Below are 21,947 nucleotides of genomic sequence, written 5' to 3'. Positions count from 1 at the left end.
GAAGAGTGGTATATAATCCCGCGGTTTGGGTCGTTATAAGGTTAGGGCAGTAATGGAGCTGATCCGCGGTGCGCATAATATATTGCCGCAGCATCATGGCTGTGTACTAACTATCGGTAACTTCGACGGTGTGCACTTAGGGCATCAGGCAGTTATTCAGTCCCTTGCGGATAAGGGAAGAGAGTTGTCGCTACCTGTGACCGTGATGACCTTTGAACCGCAACCTCAGGAACTGTTTCAACCAGATCTGGCACCGCCTCGCTTGTGCAGCCTGACTGAGAAAGTGGTTCAGCTCAGTGAATTGGCTGTGGCACGTATTCTCTGCATTACTTTTTCTCGTCGTTTGGCGAGTATGGAACCAGAGCAATTTGTACGTGAACTTCTGGTCGAAAAGTTGGGGGTAAGGCATTTGGTCGTGGGTGATGACTTTTGTTTCGGCAAAGCACGCCGCGGTGATTTTAAAATGCTGGTTGAGGCAGGACAGCGTTACGGCTTTGGTGTGGAAAGCACACAAAGTTTTCGCTTGCAGCAACAGCGAATAAGCAGCACTTTGATCCGTCAGGCGTTAGCCGATGGTCAATTGGATAAAGCAGCTACCATGCTTGGCCGCCCCTACAGTATCAGTGGCCGTGTCAGTCATGGTGACAAGAAAGGCCGCTTACTCGGCTTTCCTACAGCCAATCTGGCTTTGAAGCGGCATAAGGCTGCGCTTTCTGGCGTATTTGCCGTCAAGGTTAGGTTGTTCAATGGAGAGCCTGATTGCGATGGTGTCGCTAATATTGGCTATCGTCCAACAATGAATGGCCAGCAGGCTCGGTTAGAGGTGCACCTGTTTGATTATGTAGGTGATCTTTACGGCCAAAGGATTGAAGTGCAACTTCTAAGCAAGTTGCGCGATGAAATAAAATTTGAAGCATTTGAACAGTTAACAGCTCAAATCAAGCTAGATGTCGAACAGGCCAAAGCTTGTTTTGCCGATGGTTTGGGCACTCGGATTTAATACTGCGAACACAGAAAGCCTCTTGCATGAGGGATCGGAACTTAGATGACTGACTATAAAGCGACACTGAATTTGCCTGAAACGGCTTTTCCGATGCGGGGTAACCTGGCACAGCGTGAGCCAAAAACTTTGCAGCAATGGCAGCAAAAAGGCTTATATCAAGCGATCCGCGAAGCCCGTGCTGGCCACAAGAAGTTTATTCTTCATGATGGCCCTCCATATGCCAACGGCGATATTCATATTGGTCACTCAGTTAATAAGATCCTCAAAGATATTATTGTGAAGTCGAAAACTCTGTCCGGCTTTGATGCGCCATACGTACCGGGGTGGGATTGTCACGGTTTGCCTATTGAGCTGCAGGTAGAGAAAAAGGTGGGTAAGCCGGGCGTAAAAGTGAGCGCCGCTGAGTTTCGTCAAAAATGCCGTGAGTACGCTAAAAAGCAGGTGGATGGTCAGCGTGAAGACTTTATCCGCCTAGGCGTTTTGGGCGAATGGCAGAACCCCTACTTGACCATGGATTTCCGCTTTGAAGCCAATATCATTCGGTCGTTGAGTAAGATCATCGAAAACGGTCATTTGCAGCAAGGCTCGAAGCCAGTGCACTGGTGTACAGACTGTGGTTCAGCACTGGCTGAAGCGGAAGTGGAATACAAAGATAAGCAGTCGCCTGCCATCGATGTGAAGTTTGCCGTGGTTGATAGTGCGGCAGTGGAAGCAAAATTCGATCACCCTGAAGGTCATGTGGGTGAGGGTACCATCTCAGCTGTTATCTGGACGACCACCCCATGGACTTTGCCAGCTAACCAAGCGGTAGCTTTACATCCTGATCTTGAATATGTTCTGGTGCAGATTGAAGGTGAGCAGGGTAAAGAGCGGTTAATCCTTGCCCATGACCTGTTGCAGTCAGCCATGGACCGCTATGGCATCCAACATTTTCATGCTTTGGGTTATGCCAAAGGGGCCGATCTGGAACTGTTGTCGTTACAACACCCTTTCAATGATCGTGAAGTGCCGCTGATCCTTGGCGATCATGTGACTACTGATTCTGGTACTGGCTGCGTGCATACCGCGCCTGGGCACGGTCAGGATGACTTCGTGGTCGGTAAAAAATATGACCTCGAGGTGGTTAACCCGGTGGGCGGTAATGGCGTGTTCCTGCCTGATACAGAGTTTTTTGCTGGCAAGCATGTGTTTAAAGCTAACGCCGATGTGGTCGATGTGCTGAGTGAACGCAATGCGCTGTTGCATCACCATGCGTATGAGCACAGTTATCCACACTGCTGGCGTCACAAAACACCGATTATCTTCCGTGCCACACCACAGTGGTTTATCAGCATGGAGCAGGCGGGTTTGCGTGCCGCGGCCTTGAATGAGATCAAGAGGACGGAATGGTTACCAGATTGGGGCCAGAGTCGTATCGAAGGCATGGTTGAGGGCAGCCCTGACTGGTGTATCTCACGCCAGCGTACCTGGGGGGTGCCAATTGCCCTGTTTGTTGATAAAGACACTAACGAGCTGCACCCAGACGCTATTCGCTTGATGGGCGAAGTGGCTGAACGTGTCGAGAAAGAGGGGATCCAAGCCTGGTTCGATTTAGATCCTGCTGAACTGCTCGGTGAAGAGGGAGCTGAACAGTATCGCAAAGTGACTGACACGTTAGACGTTTGGTTTGACTCTGGTGTAACCCATGCGGCAGTCGTCGATGACCGTGATTATTTAGGCGGGCCTGCCGATCTGTATCTGGAAGGCTCAGATCAACATCGCGGTTGGTTTCAGTCGTCACTGAAGACCTCTGTAGCGATGAAAGGACATGCGTCTTATCGTCAAGTGCTGACGCACGGGTTTACCGTTGATGGTCAGGGACGCAAAATGTCTAAGTCTCTCGGTAACGTGATGTCGCCACAAAAAGTGGTGAACAAGCTGGGAGCGGATATTCTGCGCTTGTGGGTCGCCTCTGCTAACTATTCTGCTGAGATGACGGTTTCCGATGAGATCCTGATGCGTTCCGCTGATTCTTATCGTCGTATCCGTAATACCGCCCGCTTCTTGCTATCGAATCTAAATGGCTTTGATCCGAAGAACGATCAGGTCGCTTTAGAAGATATGGTGGCGCTCGACCGCTGGGTCGTGGGGCGAGCTGCTGATCTGCAAGCCGAGATCCTGGAAGCTTATGACAGCTATCAGTTCCACCTAGTGGTACAGAAGCTGATGCATTTCTGCTCAATCGAGTTGGGTAGCCTCTATCTGGATGTGATTAAAGATCGTCAATATACCGCGAAAGCAGACAGCGTTGCTCGTCGCTCCTGTCAAACAGCACTCTACTTGATCGCTGAAGGCTTGGTGCGGTGGATGGCTCCGATCATGAGTTTTACCGCTGATGAGATCTGGGCATTGTTGCCAGGCGAGCGCGGTGAGTTTGTTTTCACTGATACCTGGTTCGATGATTTAGCGAGTTTACCTGCTTCAGGGATCGCGATGGATAATACTTTCTGGCAACAGATCATCGAGATCCGTAATGACGTCAACAAGGCGTTGGAAGCTGCACGCCGCGAAGAGACTATCGGTGGTGCTCTGCAAGCTGAAGTGACTTTGTACGCCAACGAAGCATTGGCGGGAGAACTAAACAAGCTTGGCGATGAGTTGCGCTTTGTGTTGTTGACCTCAAAGGCTGCGGTCATGCCATTGACTGACGCTCCGGCGGATGCCGTCGATTGTGAGGTTGAAGGCCTGAAAGTGGGTGTTGCCCGTTCTGCCGGAGAGAAATGCGAGCGCTGCTGGCATCACCGTGAGGATGTCGGAGAGAGCGTTGAGCATCCGACTATCTGCTCTCGTTGTATCACCAACGTGACTGGAGAAGGGGAAGTTCGTGAATTCGCCTAAGTTAGCGTGGCAGGAAACTGGTTTGCGCTGGCTCTGGCTGGCGCTTGTCATCGTGATCGCCGATCAGGCCACTAAATTGTGGGTGGCCAACACCTTTACTTATCGCGAAACAGTAGAGTTTATTCCCTATCTACAGTGGACTTATGTTCATAACGAAGGTGCTGCGTTTAGCTTTTTAAGTGATGCGGGAGGTTGGCAACGTTGGTTTTTTGCATTTATCGCTTTTGCCATCAGTGGAGTACTGCTCTATTGGCTTAAAGGTATTTCCCGTCACATGCTGCTGCAAAGCGTGAGCTTTTCGCTAGTGCTGGGTGGTGCGATAGGTAACCTGATCGATCGGGTGTATCTCGGCTATGTTATCGATTTTATCGATTTCTATATCGGCAACTGGCATTGGCCTGCATTTAATATTGCCGACAGTGCCATCTGCATCGGTGCTGTATTGTTGATCTTGGATGCGCTGAAAGGTGAATCCAGACATGAAGAAGCAAAAGGCAAGTCATGAGTAAGGCTGTGATTGATCCACATTCTGAAGTGGTGATGCATTTTACCTTAAAACTGGCCGATGGCTCAGTTGCAGAAACAACCAAGTTGAACCAGCAACCAGCCAAGCTGGTGATGGGTGATGGCTCGCTAACGCCAGCATTTGAGCAATGTCTGCTTGGTATGAGTGCTGGCGAACAAAAAGCGTTTGAGCTTAAGCCGGAAGATGCTTTTGGCTTGTCAAACCCCGATCTGATACATCATGTTGAACGCAGTAAATTTCCCGCAGATTTGGCGCCAGAAGAGGGAGCGATAATGACTTTCTCACAGCCAAATGGCGCGGAACTGCCCGGCATTATTCGCGCCGTAGCGGGGGAGTCGATCACCGTGGACTTTAATCACCCATTGGCTGGTCAAACGATTACTTTTGATGTCGAAGTTATTACTGTGGCTCAGCCCGAGGCTAAATCATGAAGATCTTACTCGCCAACCCCCGCGGTTTTTGCGCCGGTGTTGATCGCGCCATCAGCATTGTTGAGCGTGCTTTAGATATCTTTCAGCCGCCTATATATGTGCGCCATGAAGTGGTGCACAACCGATATGTAGTTGATGGCTTGCGCGATCGCGGTGCTGTTTTTGTCGAAGAACTGTCTGAAATTCCCGATGACAGCATTGTTATCTTTAGTGCCCACGGGGTAAGTCAGGCGGTGCGGCAGGAAGCTAAATCTCGTGGCCTGAAGATATTTGATGCCACCTGTCCGCTGGTGACTAAAGTGCATATGGAAGTCACCCGTGCTAGCCGTAAAGGCCATGAGTGCGTGCTGATTGGTCATGCAGGACATCCGGAAGTGGAAGGCACCATGGGGCAGTACAGTAATACTGATGGTGCTATCCATTTAGTAGAGTCGCCTGCTGACGTAGCCTCCTTGCCTGTGAAAGATGAAACTCATCTGTGCTACGTCACCCAAACTACATTGAGCGTCGATGATACTGCCGAGGTGATAGATGCTTTACGTGTGCGCTTCCCGAACATTGAAGGGCCACGGAAAGACGATATCTGTTATGCGACCCAGAACCGTCAAGATGCAGTGCGTGATCTGGCAGCCAAATGTCAGTTAATGCTGGTGGTTGGCGCGAAGAACAGCTCAAATTCCAATCGTCTGCGCGAGTTGGCTGAAAAGCATGATACCCCTGCTTATCTGATCGATACCGCAGAGAATATTCAGCAGTCGTGGCTGACAGATGATGTCGTGTGTGTTGGCGTGACAGCCGGAGCGTCGGCCCCTGAAGTGCTAGTGAAACAAGTGATCGAAAAGCTGCAATCCTGGGGTGGCGAGCAAGTGGAAGAAAACCCTGGGCGGGAAGAAACCATTACCTTTTCTGTGCCTCCTGAACTTAGGATTGACACCGTTACGGATTAATCATTTGTTTAGTAAAGAAATACTGGACGTAGATCACGCAAATGCCTTCATTTATTGAAGGCATTTGTTTATCAGGGGTATAGTCAATCGATCTTGCTTTGTGTTTTTTTAGTAAATAATTGAATAAAAAAACCTCATATACATTGAAGATTTGTGACGGCATGTAAAAAAAGCTGACACTTTTGCGTTAAACTGATGGGGTCAGTTTTACATTTCGTTGCAAGGTATGGCGACAAGGCAGTGAATATTAGGATTATGAATAAACGGATGCATTACTCCAAGCGAAGAGCTTCAGGCTTCTCTCTGATTGAATTGATGGTAGCTGTGATTATTGTGTCTATCGGTGTGCTTGGCGTTGTCGCTATGCAAGGAGCATCGATAGGGAGTGCGCTCGATGCCTCTCAGCGCTCGACCGCCGCTGCTCTCTCTGCACAAATTGTTGAAAGTATGCGTGCTAACGCAACTCAGTTGAATTCTTACAATAACGCTGTCGTTGGCAATGGTAGCTACCTATCTCCCTCATCAGATTGTGGCGCCGTTGGCGCTACCTGTTCACCCGCAGATATGGTTTCTTGGGACCTGTCGGTATGGGAGCGAGCAGTGATGGGCAAGGATACCGCTAGTGGAGGGGAGAGTGCTGGTGGGCTTGTCGATGGCAAAGGTTGTATTTTGGTCGATAGCGGTACTGTTACCGTTATTCTTGCTTGGCGTGGTGGAGATGAAACTTCAGATGCAGCAGACAGTTCCGGTTTTACCTCTTGTGGAACTGATAATGATTATCGTCGCCAGCAAGTTATTAAAACATTTGTCACCATATAAGACAGGCAGGTAGCTTTCGAGATGGTAAATAGAAAAGGTTTTTCGCTGGTTGAAGTATTAATTTCGCTGGTGCTCGGTGCGTTTCTTATTGCTGGTGTCGGCTCTTTGTTTATCGGTCAAATTCGGACCGGCGAGCTGTCCCACGCCGTTAATGAAGCACAAGAGAATGCTCGATTAGCATTGAATTTGGTTGCGAGAGACCTTTCCCAAGCCGGTTTTATGGGGGACTTAGACCATACTATGTTGAATGTTGATGCCGCAGTCACTTTCCATGGTATGAACGCCGCCGCCCCTGTTGCTGCAGCCGATGATTGTGTAGGCGGTGATAACAATGCAAGTTTTCCTAACCTAGCATCTCCATACTCATTTCGTGCTTTACATGCTGAGCATAAAGGGGTGGCAAGCCTCGCGACGTTGGAACCGTGCACAAGTGTTAATTATCATACGGCTGTTGCAGGGAGTGATGTGTTGCAACTAAAACGTTTCATTGCCGCGCCAGGCACTTCGTTGGCGGACATGCCAGCAGGGACCGATCTATTGGATCCAATTGCCCTTAGTGAGAGTAGCAACCGCTATTACGCCTACGCTAATTTTGAAAATATTGTGTTTTATCCTGGTGACGTAGCGACAGCGCCTGCTTGGAATACTGCGGTGAATGGCCGGGTTTTTCAGTATCAGCACCATGTTTGGTGGGTAGGCGATGACGGCGGTCAACCATCTCTATTCCATCGCTACCTATTACGCAGTGGAGGTGTCGGGAAGATGTCTTCTGTCAGTGGCGCATTGGTACCAGGCATTGAAGCCCTCGCATTTCAATTTGGCTTGGATGTTAATGGTGACTTTATTCCTGATCGCTATATCGCTACTGATGATATGACTGTCCAAGACTGGGAAGGAACAAATGGCAAAATTATTACTGCTAAGGTGGAAGTGCTAGGGCGCTCTACCTCAGAAGATCAGCAGCACAAAGATACTAAGACCTATACGATGTCGAGTGGCACTTTTGGTCCTTATAATGACACTTATCACCGGATACTTATCTCGACCGTGGTAAAACTGAGGAATATTCAATGAGATATCCTTTCTATCGCTATCAGCAAGGCGCTGCCCTCATTGCGGGCATGTTGTTTATGGGAATATTAACCGCGGTAGGTGTCGCTGTTCTGACCTCGTCGAGCTTTGGCTTGAAGCTCTCGGGTGCAGCGGCCATGAAGGTGGAGTCGACACAAGCGACCTTCGGTGGTGTTGATGAAGTGGTTGATCAGGGGACTCGTGGGGCACTGGCTTGCGCTGGTACTTGCAATAATTTGGTCAATTTGAGTGATACGTTCGATGAAGTAATTGCTGTTGATACCCCCGGAACCACTGCAAACGTTAAAGTGCTAAATGATGCCGCGACAGGGCAACCCATAGCGAGTTGCCCTAGAGACAGGCAAGCATGGGAATCGCAAGACATTAAATGCAAAAGTGCCCGTGTTACTTCAGATCACAAGTTTAGTGAACAGGCAGAACAACCTAGATCAGGGGCTGAGGCATTGGTCTTTCAGCGTTATTACACACAAGGGTAGGGCGCAGTATGAATTTCGGAATAAAGAATTTTAAACGGTTGGCTATTGCTGTTGCTGCGTGCCTTAGCACTGTCGTGGTGGCAGATGACACTGAACTATTTGTAAAAGAGATAAGCTCTCGAACTGGCTTCCGCCCTCAAATTCTATTGGTATTCGATACCTCCGGTAGTATGAGAACCAATTCTGTTTCTACTAAACAGTTTTTCGATGAGGAAGTAAATTACCCTACATCTGGATATTTTGAGGTGCGTTTTAATAATAGCACCAGGGAGTGTCGCACCAGCAGTAACGGCTCGTGGTCAAGTGGTACATGTGGCACCGTGCCAGGTTTCAATGGTTCGAATATTTATTGGGTGAAGGGTAACTCCAGCAGCGGCGAGCCACCAGAATTGAGTGGTAACAACCAAAAGTTCAAGGGTAAATTGCTTAATTGCCGGTTAGCCAGAGACACCATCGCAGAGCAGGGATTTTTCTCTGGTTATCTTCGTCAATATAAATATTCAGGTAACGATGGCAGCTGGGAAGAGTTTCCTGATGAAGATGTGAATGGCACGCTTGTGGGTGGCGTTAATTCAGATACTAAAAGTGGCCTACCGATCGATTGCTTTGCTGATATTGAAGAAGGGAATAACAAAAATAACGGCAAGATGAAAGACCACACAGGGGCTTATGTTAGCACCTATGATGGTTTTCCTGTTGATGGTCAAGGCGATCCCGATAGCCGAGTATATTGGGATAATTCTGGCAGCTATGTCAATAATACGGCATTTGGCTTGGGAGAGGCGGTCACCCTTTATTCAGAGAATTACCTGCGTTGGCATCATAACGATAGTATTGCAAATAAAAGCTATACACGGATGCAAATTGCTCAGGAGTCAATGACTAACGTCATTGGCGCGACCTTGAGTGCTGACTTTGGTTTGTTAGTTTTTAACCATAATGATGGTAGCGACGACACGCCAAGCTTAGCTGATCATGGAGGGAGGATCATTGCAGGGATTAAGTCTCGAACGAACTCTCAAACCAGCGATTTACAAGATCTGATTAATGGCCTTTATGGTGACGGCTATACGCCTTTGTGTGAGGCAACCTATGAAGCTTATCGTTATCTTGCTGGAAAAAATGCGCGATGGGGTAACGATGAAAGTCGTAATTGGAATACTACCCGCTACCCTAACCCTGATTACACAATTCGTGCCGGTGGCGTTAGTTCTGGCGCCTATTTAGACCCATATAAAGAGTGTAGTGGAGATACATATATTATCTTGATGTCTGATGGTGATCCCGTTAGAGATAATGCGCTGAACGGTACTCTTTCTGGTGAGTTCACAGGGTTAGGTGGGAAAGTTCATGGTAACTATTTGCCAGCATTAACAAAGTGGATGGCAACCAATGATGTGAACGCCTTAAAAGAGGGCGATCAGAAAGTAACGACCTATACCGTAGGTTTTGGTACAGGTCTTAGCTCAAATGGTAAAGAGATCCTGAAACAAGCGGGTGAAGGTTCTGGTGGACGCTTTTTTACTGCAGAAAATACCACACAGTTACAGGCTAAATTGCTAGAAGCGATTGTTGAAATTTTGGGTGCTAACGCCAATGTGACTTCTCCTGCTGTCGCGACTGATAGCTCAGATAGAACCCAGATCCTTGATAATCTCTACTACGCGGTTTTTAGTCCATCCGAAACTGCACGTTGGGCTGGTAACTTGAAAAAATTGAAGCTCAATGACTCAGGAACTGATGTTGTTGACCGCAAGGGGGCTCAAGCTTTAGATCCCGAAGGAGGCATTAAAGATGGTGCTTTCACCTTCTGGAGTCAATCAAGCTCTGCTGATGGTGGTGCTGCCGATAAAGGCGGAGTGGCGGAGACTTTAACCGCAAATGCTGGTTCTCGTGCTTTAAAATTTAATGATGGACTTGGCAGTTTAAAAGTGATGAATCGCTCCAATTTGCAGGCGTTAGCCGGTAGCCAAGAGCAGCTTGCTTCGCATATGCAAATCGCTGTAGAAGATATCGATACCGTACTCAGTTTTTTGCAGGGTATAGATACCGAAGATCAAGATACTGATGGTTCTCGTACTGATGCGCGTAAAGATTCCATGGGGGATCCTATGCATGCTCGACCGGTAGCGATCAATTATGGTGACGATGATATTCGCATCTTGCTTGGTACTAACACCGGCTTCGTTCACCTTTTTAAAGACAATGGAAATACGGTTGAAGAAAGTTGGGCATTTATGCCGTTTGAGCTGCTGCCTAGAGCTAATTTGTTGCGAAAAAATACGTCATCAACGCCGAAAGTATACGGCATGGACGTCACTGCTACCGTGTATAAGGAAGACCCTAATAGTAACGGCAAGGTTGATGCTGGTGAGAAGGTGATTGCATACCTTGGCATGCGACGGGGTGGCAGTAGTTATTATGCCCTAGATATCTCCGATCCAGATGCTCCTAAACTTTTATGGACCATTGACGGTGATTCCGCCGGCTTCGGTGAATTGGCGCAAACTTGGTCAAAACCGACAGTCGGTTTCCTTCGCAACGTTGGTGCAAATAAACCTGTGCTGTTTTTTGGTGCTGGTTATAGTGTTAATAAAGACACCGATGGGGTGGGTACTAACGACTCGACTGGTCGGGGCATTTACGCCGTTGATGGTTTAGACGGTAGTCTTATTTTTAGCTTCACTCCTGCTGCAACCACATCTAAAAACGTTCAAATGACTGGGATGACAGACAGCTTCCCGGGTGAAGTGGCTACGTTAGACAGTGTGATTGATGGCTTCGTTGATCGTCTTTATGCCGCGGATACTGGTGGTAATATTTGGCGCTTCGATTTTCCTGAAGCCGATAAGGCCACATGGGGCGGGTTTAAGTTCGCATCAGTCGGTGGCGATGTCGCCGCTGATGACCGACGTTTCTTTACCAAGCCGGTGATCACGCGTACCTATTACGATGAGATAACAAAAGAGACGGTTGATAGTGTGGATATCTTTCGGCGGAGAGAGTTACCTGCAGATTTTGTTCTGTTAGGTTCTGGTGATATTCCAAGCCCGCTGGGAACTGATACCAATGATTACCAATTTATGCTGCAGGATAACTATATTCAGCCAACTGATTGGAATACTGAAACGCCGCCATCAACCATCGCTATCGCTGATATGTATCATTTAAATATTGCACAGACAGCCTACGCTGCCGCGACAACAGATGAAGAAAAACTCAGTGTTTTGGCGGGATACACATCTGACTTTAGAGGTTGTTATATCAGCCATGGAGTGGGTGAAAAGATTATGGGGCCATCAAGGGTTTTAGCTGGTTATTCACTTCATACGACGTTTACTCCTGGCGAGGAGTCCCAAGGATGTAAGCCAGGCTTTGGCGTGGGGCGTTTATATATTAGTAATTTATGTCGAGTGAATACCACTTTGACCAGTTTTAATGTCAGCACTCTACCTATGTATGATGCTCCAACAATAGTGCCCCCCAAAGCTGATGCAGATCCTGATACGACCGATCGGCCACAGTTACTCCTCCCAGGCGGTGTGAAGGATGTCTTGTGTGAAGGAGGGCAGTGTGCAGATGATGATGGTAATCCTATACCTACTGAGCCTCCGGGTACTGCGTTGTTCAACCTAATTAAGCACAATACCCATAGTGTGGAGAAGGAATAATGAGGCGACCCCAAGGCTTTACCTTGATTGAGGTAATGATAACTGTCGCTATCATTGCTATTTTGGCTTCGTTCGCTTACCCGTCGTATCAAAATTATATGGCTAAGACATATCGCACAGAAGGTAAGCGGGAACTTGTCAGGTTATCGAATTTGATGGAACAGTACTTTCTTGATAGCAGAAAATACCCGACAGATCTGTCTAAACTTGGTTTAGTAACGTCCTCGAGTGGATTTGAGACCGAGGATGGCCATTATGTGATTAGTGCGAGTCAAACAACCGTTTTTGACTATACGCTAAAAGCGTCCCCGCAGGGAGTCCAAGCGACAAGGGATTCAAGCTGCGGATACCTCACACTTGATAACCTTGGCACTAAGGGTGCTCAGGGTAGTGTCGCTGACTGTTGGAGATAATGAAATGAAAATTATAACATGTGCGACATCAGCGTTCGCTGTTTTGCTTATGGCTACTAGTGCCAGTGCTGAAGTATCTCTTCTATGTTTGTATGAAAAGAGCCAAGGGACGGAAGTGATTCAACACGTTCAGCGGATCAGTTTTGCCCATAACAATGAGATGCTTGCACGGCAGCAAGTAAAAGAGTTAAGACCAGTACAAGACTGGAATAACAGTAAATCTGGTTATCGGTTGATTGAGTGCTCTTACGATAGTGCCCCATCAAGGGCAATAGAAAATGTTTGGCAGGCACAGTTAGAAGAAAGTGAGTAGGTAATAAAATCATTTGGCTGTTGCAGATATAAGCTAGGCCTGCTTTCTCGGCAGACCTAGTTTTAGCAATTGATGGCAGTCAGGTCTCTCCAGCTTTCAACTCTTATTCTCCCTGAGATGGCAACGATAACTTCTCTTCCTTGATCGCCCTTTTTGTTAGGGCAAACTGTGATTGTTATTCCTGTTCCTGAAACCATACCCTCGGGATTGAATACTATTCGGCCATTGTTATTGGCAATCACTTTATCTCTATTTTCTATAGCATCGACTTCTCGTAACTTCTGATCTGTGCCATCAAACTTACCGTTGTTATCTGAATCTATAAAGGCCGTGACACCATCCTGCCAATTACTGCTGCAATTATTGCTTGCATCAAGATTACAGACGGTGACGGTTGTTGACAGGGTCACAGCTTGACCTCTTGCCACTGATAACGTATTGAAGTAATCGTTGGCCATGGCAAAGCCTCTTGAGTTCGCGGCCGTTGTCGTAAAGCTAGGTACTGCAGCGGCAACAACGATTGCGACGATAGCCATTGTGACGACTAATTCAAGTAGGGTAAATCCAATCTCTTTACTACGCATGATATTCCCGTACCATTAAGATGTTTCTTGCAGCACCCTATATTACACCAGAGCCCAGCGTTTGAGTGATAAATACAGTTCTATTACCATTTCACATTAAGTTCTGTGAAGTAAGTCTGATCCGTAAGCACAAGGGTAATAATCCTCTCTTTAGTGTCTTTTTCAGGTTCTTCGCACACCAAACGAAGTGCGTATTTCGTTATGTCATAGCTTAAGCTAACGCTTGTATTCTGTTTGTCTAGGCGACAATTTTGCTGCGCAAAACGGCAAGAGCTGGTTACCTCTAATCGATCAACTTGATCTGATTCTCGAATACTATCTCTAACAGGACAAATCAGTAGCAGAAATTGTTTCAGCTGGTTACAGTGAAAGGGTGGCTCGTCATGTTGTGCGTTTGGTGGGTTTTATGTGCGCAAGGGGCGTCAATCCGTCGTTGGCTCAAAATTATAAAACGAAATATTGGCAAAGGTCGTCGTTATCCTATTTGCTCAGGATTTGGTCGAACTAATTGGTAAGTAAAGAGGAATTCAGAATGAAAAAGGTTGAAGCGATAATCAAGCCGTTCAAGCTTGACGATGTTCGCGAAGCCCTAGCGGAAATCGGTATCACGGGTATGACTGTCACCGAGGTAAAAGGTTTTGGCCGCCAAAAAGGGCACACAGAACTATATCGTGGTGCCGAGTATATGGTGGATTTTTTGCCGAAGATGAAGATTGATTTGATTGTTAACGATGAAGATGTGGATCGTGTCATTGAGTCAATTGCCAATACGGCAAAATCAGGCAAGATCGGCGACGGTAAGATTTTCGTTTCTGATGTGTCTCGTGTTGTACGTATTCGTACTGGTGAAGAGGGTACCGACGCCGTTTAATTTTAACGGTTGAGTTGCTTCACGAATTAAAAAAGGGAGCCAAAAGCTCCCTTTTTACTTACGTTATTATTAACTATTTACGACGGTAGCCAACGAAACCTAGCGCAGCCAAACCGAGGAGTAACACCGAGGCTGGTGCTGGAACCTGTGCATCGGCGGTGTAGATGGTTAACTCTGAATAATCGAGAACCCAACCGTCGCCACTTGATACAGTATCAATACGTATTTCTGCAGCATTGTCGAGTAAAGCAGCAAAGTCTGTTAACTGAAAGATATCTAGCGTTGCATAGTTATACTCTGGTCCTGTGTCATCACCATCCGTTAGCTGACCTACATTAACCCCGTCCAAGTAAACTGTGCTTTGGCCATTTAGCCCTTGTCCACCAGTGAATATCTCTAATGTTGCGTCAACAATGCTACCGAAACTGGTCAGGTCAAAGGTATGTGAAAAGATGTAGTCGCCATTGCGCCAAACATCCGTACCGTCGCCATCGCCTGGACCTACATCGCTGTAGCTGAAGCCTTCTCCATCTTGAATGCCAATGCCAAAGCCGTCTTTGTCACCAATTAGGTCGACGATAACGCCTGCATTTACTGTCTGTGTAAGTAATATGCTAGTGAGGAAAATAAGGGTTTTAACTGATAGTTGTTTGATGCGTAGCATTTTAACTATTCCATTAGAGTTGAATAAAAGGGAATGAGTCTTAGCAAAATTTAGACCATGCAAATAAGGTCTTTTAAATCAATCCGTTAAGTTTGTAGGCGTGTTAGGTGGTGGGTTGCTTTGTAAATTATGCTGACGGAGCGGTTTTGATGTGTTTTAAGGCTCTCAATTACTGAGAGCCTTAAACTATTAGCTTTTTTGAGCGAGAGGGTTTTCAGGGAAATTTAAGCGTAGCGTTGCTTGTGCATCTGCTTTCAGATCTTGCAAGCCTAACTTGTCGTAGGCTTGAACCATTACCTCTAATGCGCCTTCCGTGGAACTAGAATCGGAGAAAGTTTCGATTATGTATCGACCACGATTGGCTGCGGCAATATAGGCTTGACGTTTGATGTAGTAGCGCGCGACGGATAGCTCATGTTTGGCTAAGCGCTCCTTAATATAAATCATCCGCTGGCGCGCATCTGGAGCGTATTTACTGTTTGGGTAGCGCCCCAGTACTTTAGAAAAATCTTCAAATGCTTGCCGCGCAAGGTTTGGATCTCGGTCTGAGCGATCAATGCCAAGTAGATTCTGCAGAACTTCCTGATCAGCATCCAGGTTTGTTAGCCCTCTCATGTAGAGCACGTAATCGTTATCTGGGTGGGTAGGGTTTAAGCGAATGAAACGGTCGGAGGTAGCCAACGCTTGGGCTGTCTGGCCCAGCTTGTAGTAAGCGTATATCAGATCCAACTGAACTTGATTCGCGTGGGGACCAAACGGATAGCGTGATGATAGAGCCTCTAACGTCCTTGTTGCACCAGAAAAATTACCCACTTCAAGTAATTCCTGCGCATCTTCGAATAGTGCGGCCGGTGACTTTTCCGGTACGCGCTCAACATTTTCGTTGGTGTTTGAACAGGCACTTAACAGTGAGATAAGTGCGGCAACTAATAGGGCTTTTTTCATTATTTAATCGTTATCATGCCAATTGACCGCCTAGAACAGGCTTTTTCTCGGGCAAGGATTGTACCCCAGTCAGGATAGCACTGTACAATAAGAGCTATTGATAGTGTTAATAAGGTCGCTCATGGCGCAAAAAATCTCTTTGAATGGCGAAGTGCCGTTTGAGCTTAATGGCAAGCGTTTGGATCAGATCGTTGCCGAATTGTTCCCTGACTATTCTCGTAGTCGTATCAAGCAGTGGATACTTGATGGGCACGTATGTGTCGACGGAACTGTCCATACTGTTCCGAAATTTAAGTTAGTCGGTGGGGAGCGCGTTACTGTTGAGACTCAGCTGGAAGAGCAGGGGGAGTGGGAAGCTGAAGATATACCTCTGGATATCGTATTTGAAGATGAGCATATCCTGGTTATTAATAAGCCTGCTGGTTTGGTAGTTCATCCAGGCGCGGGCAATCCTGCCGGAACGGTGTTGAACGCGCTGTTGCATCATTGTCCTAGTATTGTCGAAGTGCCTCGCGCTGGTATTGTTCATCGTTTAGATAAAGATACGACAGGGCTGATGGTGGTAGCGAAGTCTGTGCCCGCTCAAACGCATCTTGTCGAGCAGCTGCAGGCGCGTGAAATAACCCGTGAGTATGAGGCTTTGGTTAACGGGTTGCTAACGGCTGGCGGGCGGGTTGATGCGCCAATTGGTCGACACCCTACGCAGCGTACTCATATGGCGGTTGTCCATGGTGGGCGGGAGTCTGTGACGCATTATCGGGTGATGGAGAAGTATCGCGCCCATTGCCGACTGCGCTTGCGTTTAGAAACCGGACGTACCCATCAGATCCGTGTTCATATGTCTCACATCAAGCACCCCCTCGTTGGTGATTTTACGTACGGTGGCCGTCCAAGACCGCCGCGAGGTGCATCAGAGGAGTTGTTAAGCGTATTGAGAGGGTTTCGTCGGCAGGCGCTGCACGCAGCCAAGCTTGAGTTGGTTCACCCTATCACCGGCGAGTTTATGAGCTGGGAGGCGCCTGTACCTGAAGATATGCTTGATATGGTGGCGGCGTTTAAAGCTGACTTTAAAGAGAACCCGGTACCGCAGTGGTAAAGTTGTGGCAGCCAGTTGATTGGCCTGCACCGAAACAAGTGCGGGCTATCTATTCCTTACGCCAAGGTGGGGTAAGCCAGCCACCATTCGATTCCCTTAATTTAGGTTTGCATGTTTCTGATGATCCCGATGCCGTTCTAACGAATAGAGCCATGTTGCAAGGGGCGGCTAAATTGCCTCAGTCGCCGTATTGGTTGAATCAAGTGCACAGCACTACTATCTTGGACGTTTCTTGTCCTTATGATAGCGAAGCACCAAGTGCCGATGCTATGACCAGCCGAGCGCTGTCGATGCCATTGGCCATCATGACTGCAGATTGTTTACCTGTATTGCTATGTGATCAGCAGGGCGATTGGATCGCCGCGATACATGCTGGCTGGCGCGGACTGGTTGATGGCATCATTGAAAAGACCGTGGCGAAGTATCCTGGTGACCCAGCATCTCTTGTCGCCTGGTTAGGTCCTTGTATTGGCCCTGAGGCATTTGAAGTCGGCAAGGATGTGCGTAGTCAATTTTTAGATGCGTCCCCCGAGGCTGCCTTAGCGTTTGTTGAATATCGCGAAAAATATCTGGCAAACCTGCCGTTACTGGCACAACAAAGATTGGCGTCAATCGGCGTTATGAATGTCACATTTAGCCACTTATGCACCTATACGGATGCCGCTTCTTTCTTCTCCTATCGCCGAGATGGCGTGACAGGTCGTATGGCCTCTATTATTTGGCTGAGCGATTGAGTTTGATCAGCTTTTCAGACTTCTATACTTGAAATATCCCTCTGTAGATACCAATTACTAAGACAAACGTCGCTACTCCGTCGAGGAAAATATGCGTATTGATAAGTTGACCAGTAAGTTCCAGCTCGCGATATCTGACGCTCAGTCGATGGCTTTAGGTCGTGACCACCAATTTATTGAACCTGCCCACTTAATGATGTCTTTGCTTAATCAAGAAGGCGGCAGTGGTCGTCACTTGCTTCAAAGTGCCGGTGTAGATGTCAATGCATTGCGTAGTAAGTTAGGCGCATCACTTGATCGCCTGCCAAAAGTAGAAGGGATCGGTGGTGATGTGCAATTGTCGTCGGCGCTTATCTCGCTTTTTAATCTATGCGACAAACTGGCTCAGCAACGTAAAGATAAGTTTATCTCTAGCGAGCTATTTGTATTAGCGGCTGTTGACGACAAAGGCGAACTTGGTCAGCAGTTACGAGAGCTGGGTCTGACTAAAGAATCCGTCGAAAAGGCAATAGAGCAAGTCCGCGGTGGTCAAAAAGTCGATGATCAAAATGCAGAGGATCAGCGTCAAGCCCTGGATAAATATACTGTTGATCTGACAGAACGAGCCGAGCAGGGCAAGTTGGATCCTGTAATTGGCCGGGATGAAGAGATCCGGCGAACCATCCAGGTGCTCCAGCGGCGCACAAAAAATAACCCTGTGCTTATTGGTGAACCGGGGGTGGGGAAAACCGCTATTGTTGAAGGTTTGGCGCAACGGATTATTAATGGTGAAGTCCCCGAAGGCCTTAAAAACAAACGTGTGCTTTCATTAGATATGGGAAGCCTACTTGCTGGGGCTAAGTATCGTGGCGAGTTCGAAGAACGTTTAAAAGCTGTACTTAATGAGCTTTCGAAAGAGGAAGGTCAAGTCGTCCTGTTTATCGATGAACTCCATACCATGGTTGGGGCAGGTAAAGGTGAAGGTGCTATGGATGCGGGGAATATGCTCAAACCCGCATTGGCACGTGGCGAACTGCATTGTGTTGGCGCCACCACGCTGGATGAGTACCGTCAGTACGTTGAAAAAGATGCGGCGTTAGAGCGTCGTTTCCAGAAAGTTCTCGTGGATCAGCCATCCGTGGAAGACACTATCGCCATCTTGCGCGGGTTAAAGGAACGTTATGAGCTACACCACGCGGTAGAGATCACTGATCCGGCTATTGTGGCCGCTGCTAATTTGTCTCACCGTTATATATCCGATCGCCAGTTGCCAGATAAAGCGATCGACTTGATTGATGAGGCCGCTTCACGCATTCGTATACAGATTGATTCTAAACCGGAAGAGCTTGACCGTTTAGAGCGTCGAATTATTCAATTGAAGTTGGAACGTCAGGCGCTGGAAAAAGAAGCGGATGATGCCAGTAAAAAGCGCCTGAATAAGCTCGATGAGGAGCTGAAAGAGGGCGAATTTCGTTATAACGAGCTTGAAGAGGTATGGACTTCAGAAAAAGCGGCGTTATCTGGTACGCAAAACATTAAGGCTGAATTAGAACAGGCAAGAATGGAGCTGGATACGGCTCGTCGCGCTAGCGATCTTAACCGAATGTCAGAATTGCAATATGGGCGCATTCCAGCGTTAGAGAAGCAGTTGGATCTTGCCAGCCAGGCCGAAATGCAGGACATGAAACTGCTGCGTAATCGCGTGACAGAGAATGAGATAGCCGAAGTGCTTTCCCGCTGGACAGGGATCCCTGTTGCCAAGATGCTTGAGGGGGAACGAACTAAGTTACTCAATATGGAGCAAGGCCTACATAAACGTGTGATTGGCCAGCATGAAGCGGTGGTGGCTGTGGCCAACGCGATTCGGCGTTCACGAGCAGGACTTTCTGATCCCGCAAGACCTATTGGCTCATTTCTTTTTCTCGGACCAACGGGGGTAGGGAAAACGGAACTGTGTAAGGCGTTAGCACAATTTTTGTTTGATACCGATGAAGCCATGGTGCGTATCGATATGTCGGAGTTTATGGAGAAACACTCTGTTGCTCGATTGGTCGGCGCGCCTCCCGGGTATGTGGGGTATGAAGAGGGGGGCTATCTGACCGAAGCTGTTCGCCGTCGACCTTATTCAGTTATTTTGCTTGATGAGATCGAAAAAGCTCACCCGGATGTTTTCAACATTCTTTTGCAAGTGCTAGATGATGGGCGCTTAACTGACGGCCAAGGTCGTACCGTTGATTTTAGAAACTCAGTGGTCATCATGACATCGAACCTAGGTTCGGATCTGATTCAGGATAAGCATCAAGATGCTCAGTACGAAGAGATGAAAGCGCAAGTCATGGAGGTCGTTGGTCATCATTTCCGACCTGAGTTCATTAATCGAATCGATGATACTGTGGTGTTTCATCCATTGGGGTTGGAGCAAATTAAGAACATTGCCCATATTCAGGTCGAGCGCCTGAAACAGCGCTTGCAATTGAAAGAGCTGTCCTTAGATATAGATGATGCGGCGTTGGCGCTACTTTCTGAAGCTGGTTTTGACCCTGTTTATGGCGCAAGGCCCTTAAAGCGTGCAATACAGACTGAGCTGGAAAACCCATTGGCGCAGAAACTATTACAGGGTGACTATATACCGGGAACCGAGATAAAAATTGGCACTCAGGATGGTGAATTAACCTTTTCGCATTGAATGATGTTGTAGAGAGAAAAAGCAGCAATTAAAAACAGGAGCTTATGCTCCTGTTTTTAATTGCTGCTCAAGGGGCGCCAGCGCCTACTATTTGCAAAATTTATCGACTTCCTGTTGTGAACGTTTTTTAATTCCCTGTTTCTCTTCATAAGACAGCATGGTTTGCGTGCCATCTTCGTTTTCTTGACGCACAAAATGCTTATTCTCTATTATCCACAGCGAGTGCTTTGCTGCATCACAGCGCTGTGCTGCCATCTCGCGTTCTTGCTGTGCTTTCTCTAACTCTGTCTCTGTTGCTTGCTCGTCAGCTTCGTCTTGAAATAGCGATTCGTAGCTGTATTTTTTCTCTTTCTTTTCGGCGGGAGCGTCAAGCATCTCAACTGCGTAAACCCGTTTCCCCGTAGGGCGCTGTTCGGCAAAATGAATAACGCCAGCTTCGTCGTACCAAAAATACACTAGGTTTTTAGCTTCCGCATAAACTGAAAACAACAAGGTAATTAACCCGGCTATCACGAAGCTATTCTGACGAAACTTGGTTTGCATCAACTATTTCCTGTTATATAACCACTGCGGAAAGAAAGCACTCTATGCTATCTTGTGTCTTAATTAAGAACTGTTAAATGTCTCAAACTCTTATATGAATCAGCATACGACAAAAGAATCTCATAAGCATCGTGGTATTTATTTACTGCCTAATTTATTAACAACCGCAGGGCTGTTTTCTGGCTTCTATGCGGTTGTCGCCTCTATGAATGGGCGCTTCGAAGCCGCCGCTGTGGCTATCTTTATTGCGATGATTATGGATGGTCTCGATGGTCGCGTTGCGCGAATGACTAACACTCAAAGTGCGTTCGGGGCGGAATATGACAGCATGGCAGACATGGTGTCTTTCGGTATTGCGCCCGCTCTGGTTGCTTATAATTGGGGCTTAGCAGACTTAGGAAAGATTGGTTGGTTAAGTGCGTTTATCTTTGTTGCTGGGGCTGCGTTACGTTTGGCGCGCTTTAATACTCAAGTCGGGATCGCTGATAAGCGCTTCTTCCAAGGGCTCGCGAGTCCGGCAGCAGCAGCCATTATTGCAGGTATGGTCTGGGTAGGTAGTGACTATGGTATCGCTGGCGCAGATGTTAGCTTGATAGTCGCTGTTATAACTGTAGCGTCTGGTTTATTGATGGTGAGTAACTTCCGCTATCACAGCTTTAAGGATGTTGATTGGAAAGGGAAGGTCTCTTTCGTTGCTATTCTTGCGGTTGTACTGATTTTTGTCGTCGTCGCGACCAATCCGGCATTGGTGCTATTTGCTATTTTCTTCTTATATGCGGCTTCAGGCCCTGTGGTGACGTTACGTAGCGTACGAGAACTAAAGATGGAGCATGTCGTTGGCGATGGAGAAGACGCTGACTTTGAAACGCAGGCCGCGGCCAGTTCAAACAAAGAACAGGAAGATAAAGACAGCTCTGACGTAGCGGATGCCGTGAACAAAGAAGAAAAGACGGAAAAATAGTTCGGCTGCATTTACCCTGGACAGTTTTTATTGCCGTAACGCCCTCTATTTCGAGGGCGTTTTACGTTTTTCAGGGGCTTAGAGTTATATTTGGTTGAATACTGACCACTTGAACTGGATCACATAAAAAAAGCGTTGACGGTAGGATTAAGGTGCCTATAATGCCGCCTCACTCGCTCAGGGCGAGGCAGCGGGAAGAAACGGACGGTTTAAGTTTTTATCTTCTTTCTGGTCACTTGGTAAAAAAGATGTTTTTACTGGGTTGACAGCGGGGCTGAGAAGCGTAGAATGCGCAGCCCTTGCCGCGGACAACGAA

General features: G+C 47.5%; 20 protein-coding genes. 16 read left to right on the top strand and 4 right to left on the bottom strand.

The annotated features are described in order from the left end of the window. Window positions 1–52 precede the first annotated feature (52 nt). From ribF to EZV61_RS14410, 11 genes are all read left to right on the top strand, one after another. Complete coding sequence (ribF, locus tag EZV61_RS14460) at window positions 53–1,000, top strand: bifunctional riboflavin kinase/FAD synthetase (RefSeq protein WP_131416476.1); 948 nt, start codon at window positions 53–55, stop codon at window positions 998–1,000. A 45-nt stretch (window positions 1,001–1,045) separates the two neighbouring features. Beyond that, window positions 1,046–3,880 carry an isoleucine--tRNA ligase gene (gene ileS, locus EZV61_RS14455; RefSeq protein ID WP_131416474.1) on the top strand — a complete coding sequence of 945 codons (2,835 nt, stop codon included), beginning with the start codon at window positions 1,046–1,048 and terminating at the stop codon, window positions 3,878–3,880. After that, window positions 3,867–4,385 carry a signal peptidase II gene (lspA, locus tag EZV61_RS14450; RefSeq protein ID WP_233496510.1) on the top strand — a complete coding sequence of 173 codons (519 nt, stop codon included), beginning with the start codon at window positions 3,867–3,869 and terminating at the stop codon, window positions 4,383–4,385. Before ileS ends, lspA begins: the two co-directional genes overlap by 14 nt. Next, window positions 4,382–4,837 carry an FKBP-type peptidyl-prolyl cis-trans isomerase gene (fkpB, locus tag EZV61_RS14445; protein ID WP_114339198.1) on the top strand — a complete coding sequence of 152 codons (456 nt, stop codon included), beginning with the start codon at window positions 4,382–4,384 and terminating at the stop codon, window positions 4,835–4,837. Before lspA ends, fkpB begins: the two co-directional genes overlap by 4 nt. Beyond that, entirely contained in the window at window positions 4,834–5,784 is a 951-nt protein-coding gene (gene ispH / locus EZV61_RS14440) for a 4-hydroxy-3-methylbut-2-enyl diphosphate reductase (RefSeq protein WP_131416472.1), read from the top strand. Before fkpB ends, ispH begins: the two co-directional genes overlap by 4 nt. Before the next feature lie 240 nt (window positions 5,785–6,024). Further along, window positions 6,025–6,603 (top strand): type IV pilus modification protein PilV, encoded by a 579-nt coding sequence (pilV, locus tag EZV61_RS14435; protein ID WP_165569619.1) that lies wholly within the window; start codon window positions 6,025–6,027, stop codon window positions 6,601–6,603. Window positions 6,604–6,624: 21 nt separating this feature from the next. After that, a complete protein-coding gene (locus EZV61_RS14430) occupies window positions 6,625–7,677 on the top strand; it encodes a PilW family protein (RefSeq protein ID WP_131416468.1) in 1,053 nt (350 codons plus the stop codon). Further along, complete coding sequence (locus EZV61_RS14425; RefSeq protein WP_131416465.1) at window positions 7,674–8,171, top strand: hypothetical protein; 498 nt, start codon at window positions 7,674–7,676, stop codon at window positions 8,169–8,171. Before EZV61_RS14430 ends, EZV61_RS14425 begins: the two co-directional genes overlap by 4 nt. Before the next feature lie 8 nt (window positions 8,172–8,179). Beyond that, entirely contained in the window at window positions 8,180–11,842 is a 3,663-nt protein-coding gene (locus EZV61_RS14420; RefSeq protein ID WP_131416463.1) for a pilus assembly protein, read from the top strand. After that, window positions 11,842–12,255: a type IV pilin protein gene (locus EZV61_RS14415; protein ID WP_131416461.1), complete on the top strand. Its 414-nt coding sequence runs from the start codon at window positions 11,842–11,844 to the stop codon at window positions 12,253–12,255. The genes EZV61_RS14420 and EZV61_RS14415 overlap by 1 nt, the downstream gene beginning before the upstream one ends. Before the next feature lie 4 nt (window positions 12,256–12,259). After that, complete coding sequence (locus EZV61_RS14410; RefSeq protein ID WP_131416459.1) at window positions 12,260–12,568, top strand: hypothetical protein; 309 nt, start codon at window positions 12,260–12,262, stop codon at window positions 12,566–12,568. 62 nt (window positions 12,569–12,630) lie between these two features. Here the strand turns inward: EZV61_RS14410 and EZV61_RS14405 are convergent, their stop codons facing one another. Beyond that, a complete protein-coding gene (locus EZV61_RS14405; RefSeq protein ID WP_131416675.1) occupies window positions 12,631–13,152 on the bottom strand; it encodes a GspH/FimT family pseudopilin in 522 nt (173 codons plus the stop codon). A 532-nt stretch (window positions 13,153–13,684) separates the two neighbouring features. Here EZV61_RS14405 and EZV61_RS14400 point away from each other — a divergent pair. Then, window positions 13,685–14,023, top strand: coding sequence for a P-II family nitrogen regulator (locus tag EZV61_RS14400; RefSeq protein WP_114339207.1), 339 nt, complete (start codon window positions 13,685–13,687; stop codon window positions 14,021–14,023). Between the two features lie 73 nt (window positions 14,024–14,096). Here the strand turns inward: EZV61_RS14400 and EZV61_RS14395 are convergent, their stop codons facing one another. Then, the gene (locus EZV61_RS14395; protein WP_131416457.1) at window positions 14,097–14,687 is read right to left on the bottom strand and encodes a PEP-CTERM sorting domain-containing protein; all 591 of its coding nucleotides are present in this window, start codon (window positions 14,685–14,687) and stop codon (window positions 14,097–14,099) included. A 189-nt stretch (window positions 14,688–14,876) separates the two neighbouring features. Beyond that, the gene (locus EZV61_RS14390; RefSeq protein WP_131416455.1) at window positions 14,877–15,632 is read right to left on the bottom strand and encodes an outer membrane protein assembly factor BamD; all 756 of its coding nucleotides are present in this window, start codon (window positions 15,630–15,632) and stop codon (window positions 14,877–14,879) included. Between the two features lie 121 nt (window positions 15,633–15,753). Between EZV61_RS14390 and rluD the strand changes: the two genes are divergently transcribed. From rluD to clpB, 3 genes are all read left to right on the top strand, one after another. Next, complete coding sequence (gene rluD / locus EZV61_RS14385) at window positions 15,754–16,728, top strand: 23S rRNA pseudouridine(1911/1915/1917) synthase RluD (RefSeq protein ID WP_131416453.1); 975 nt, start codon at window positions 15,754–15,756, stop codon at window positions 16,726–16,728. Continuing rightward, window positions 16,722–17,462: a peptidoglycan editing factor PgeF gene (gene pgeF / locus EZV61_RS14380; RefSeq protein ID WP_170308610.1), complete on the top strand. Its 741-nt coding sequence runs from the start codon at window positions 16,722–16,724 to the stop codon at window positions 17,460–17,462. The genes rluD and pgeF overlap by 7 nt, the downstream gene beginning before the upstream one ends. Window positions 17,463–17,553: 91 nt before the next feature. Continuing rightward, window positions 17,554–20,127: an ATP-dependent chaperone ClpB gene (gene clpB / locus EZV61_RS14375; RefSeq protein ID WP_131416451.1), complete on the top strand. Its 2,574-nt coding sequence runs from the start codon at window positions 17,554–17,556 to the stop codon at window positions 20,125–20,127. A gap of 87 nt (window positions 20,128–20,214) precedes the next feature. On the opposite strand, the gene EZV61_RS14370 is transcribed toward clpB, so the two are convergent. Continuing rightward, window positions 20,215–20,670 (bottom strand): hypothetical protein, encoded by a 456-nt coding sequence (locus EZV61_RS14370; RefSeq protein ID WP_131416449.1) that lies wholly within the window; start codon window positions 20,668–20,670, stop codon window positions 20,215–20,217. A gap of 94 nt (window positions 20,671–20,764) precedes the next feature. Here EZV61_RS14370 and pssA point away from each other — a divergent pair, with 94 nt between their 5' ends. Further along, complete coding sequence (gene pssA / locus EZV61_RS14365; RefSeq protein WP_114339214.1) at window positions 20,765–21,631, top strand: CDP-diacylglycerol--serine O-phosphatidyltransferase; 867 nt, start codon at window positions 20,765–20,767, stop codon at window positions 21,629–21,631. The last annotated feature ends 316 nt before the right edge of the window (window positions 21,632–21,947 follow it).

The organism is Corallincola luteus (assembly GCF_004336975.1).
GTDB classification, from domain to species: Bacteria; Pseudomonadota; Gammaproteobacteria; order Enterobacterales; family Neiellaceae; genus Corallincola; species Corallincola holothuriorum.
Note: the sequence above shows the minus strand (reverse complement) of the source record. Positions and strands in the feature narration are given on the sequence as shown.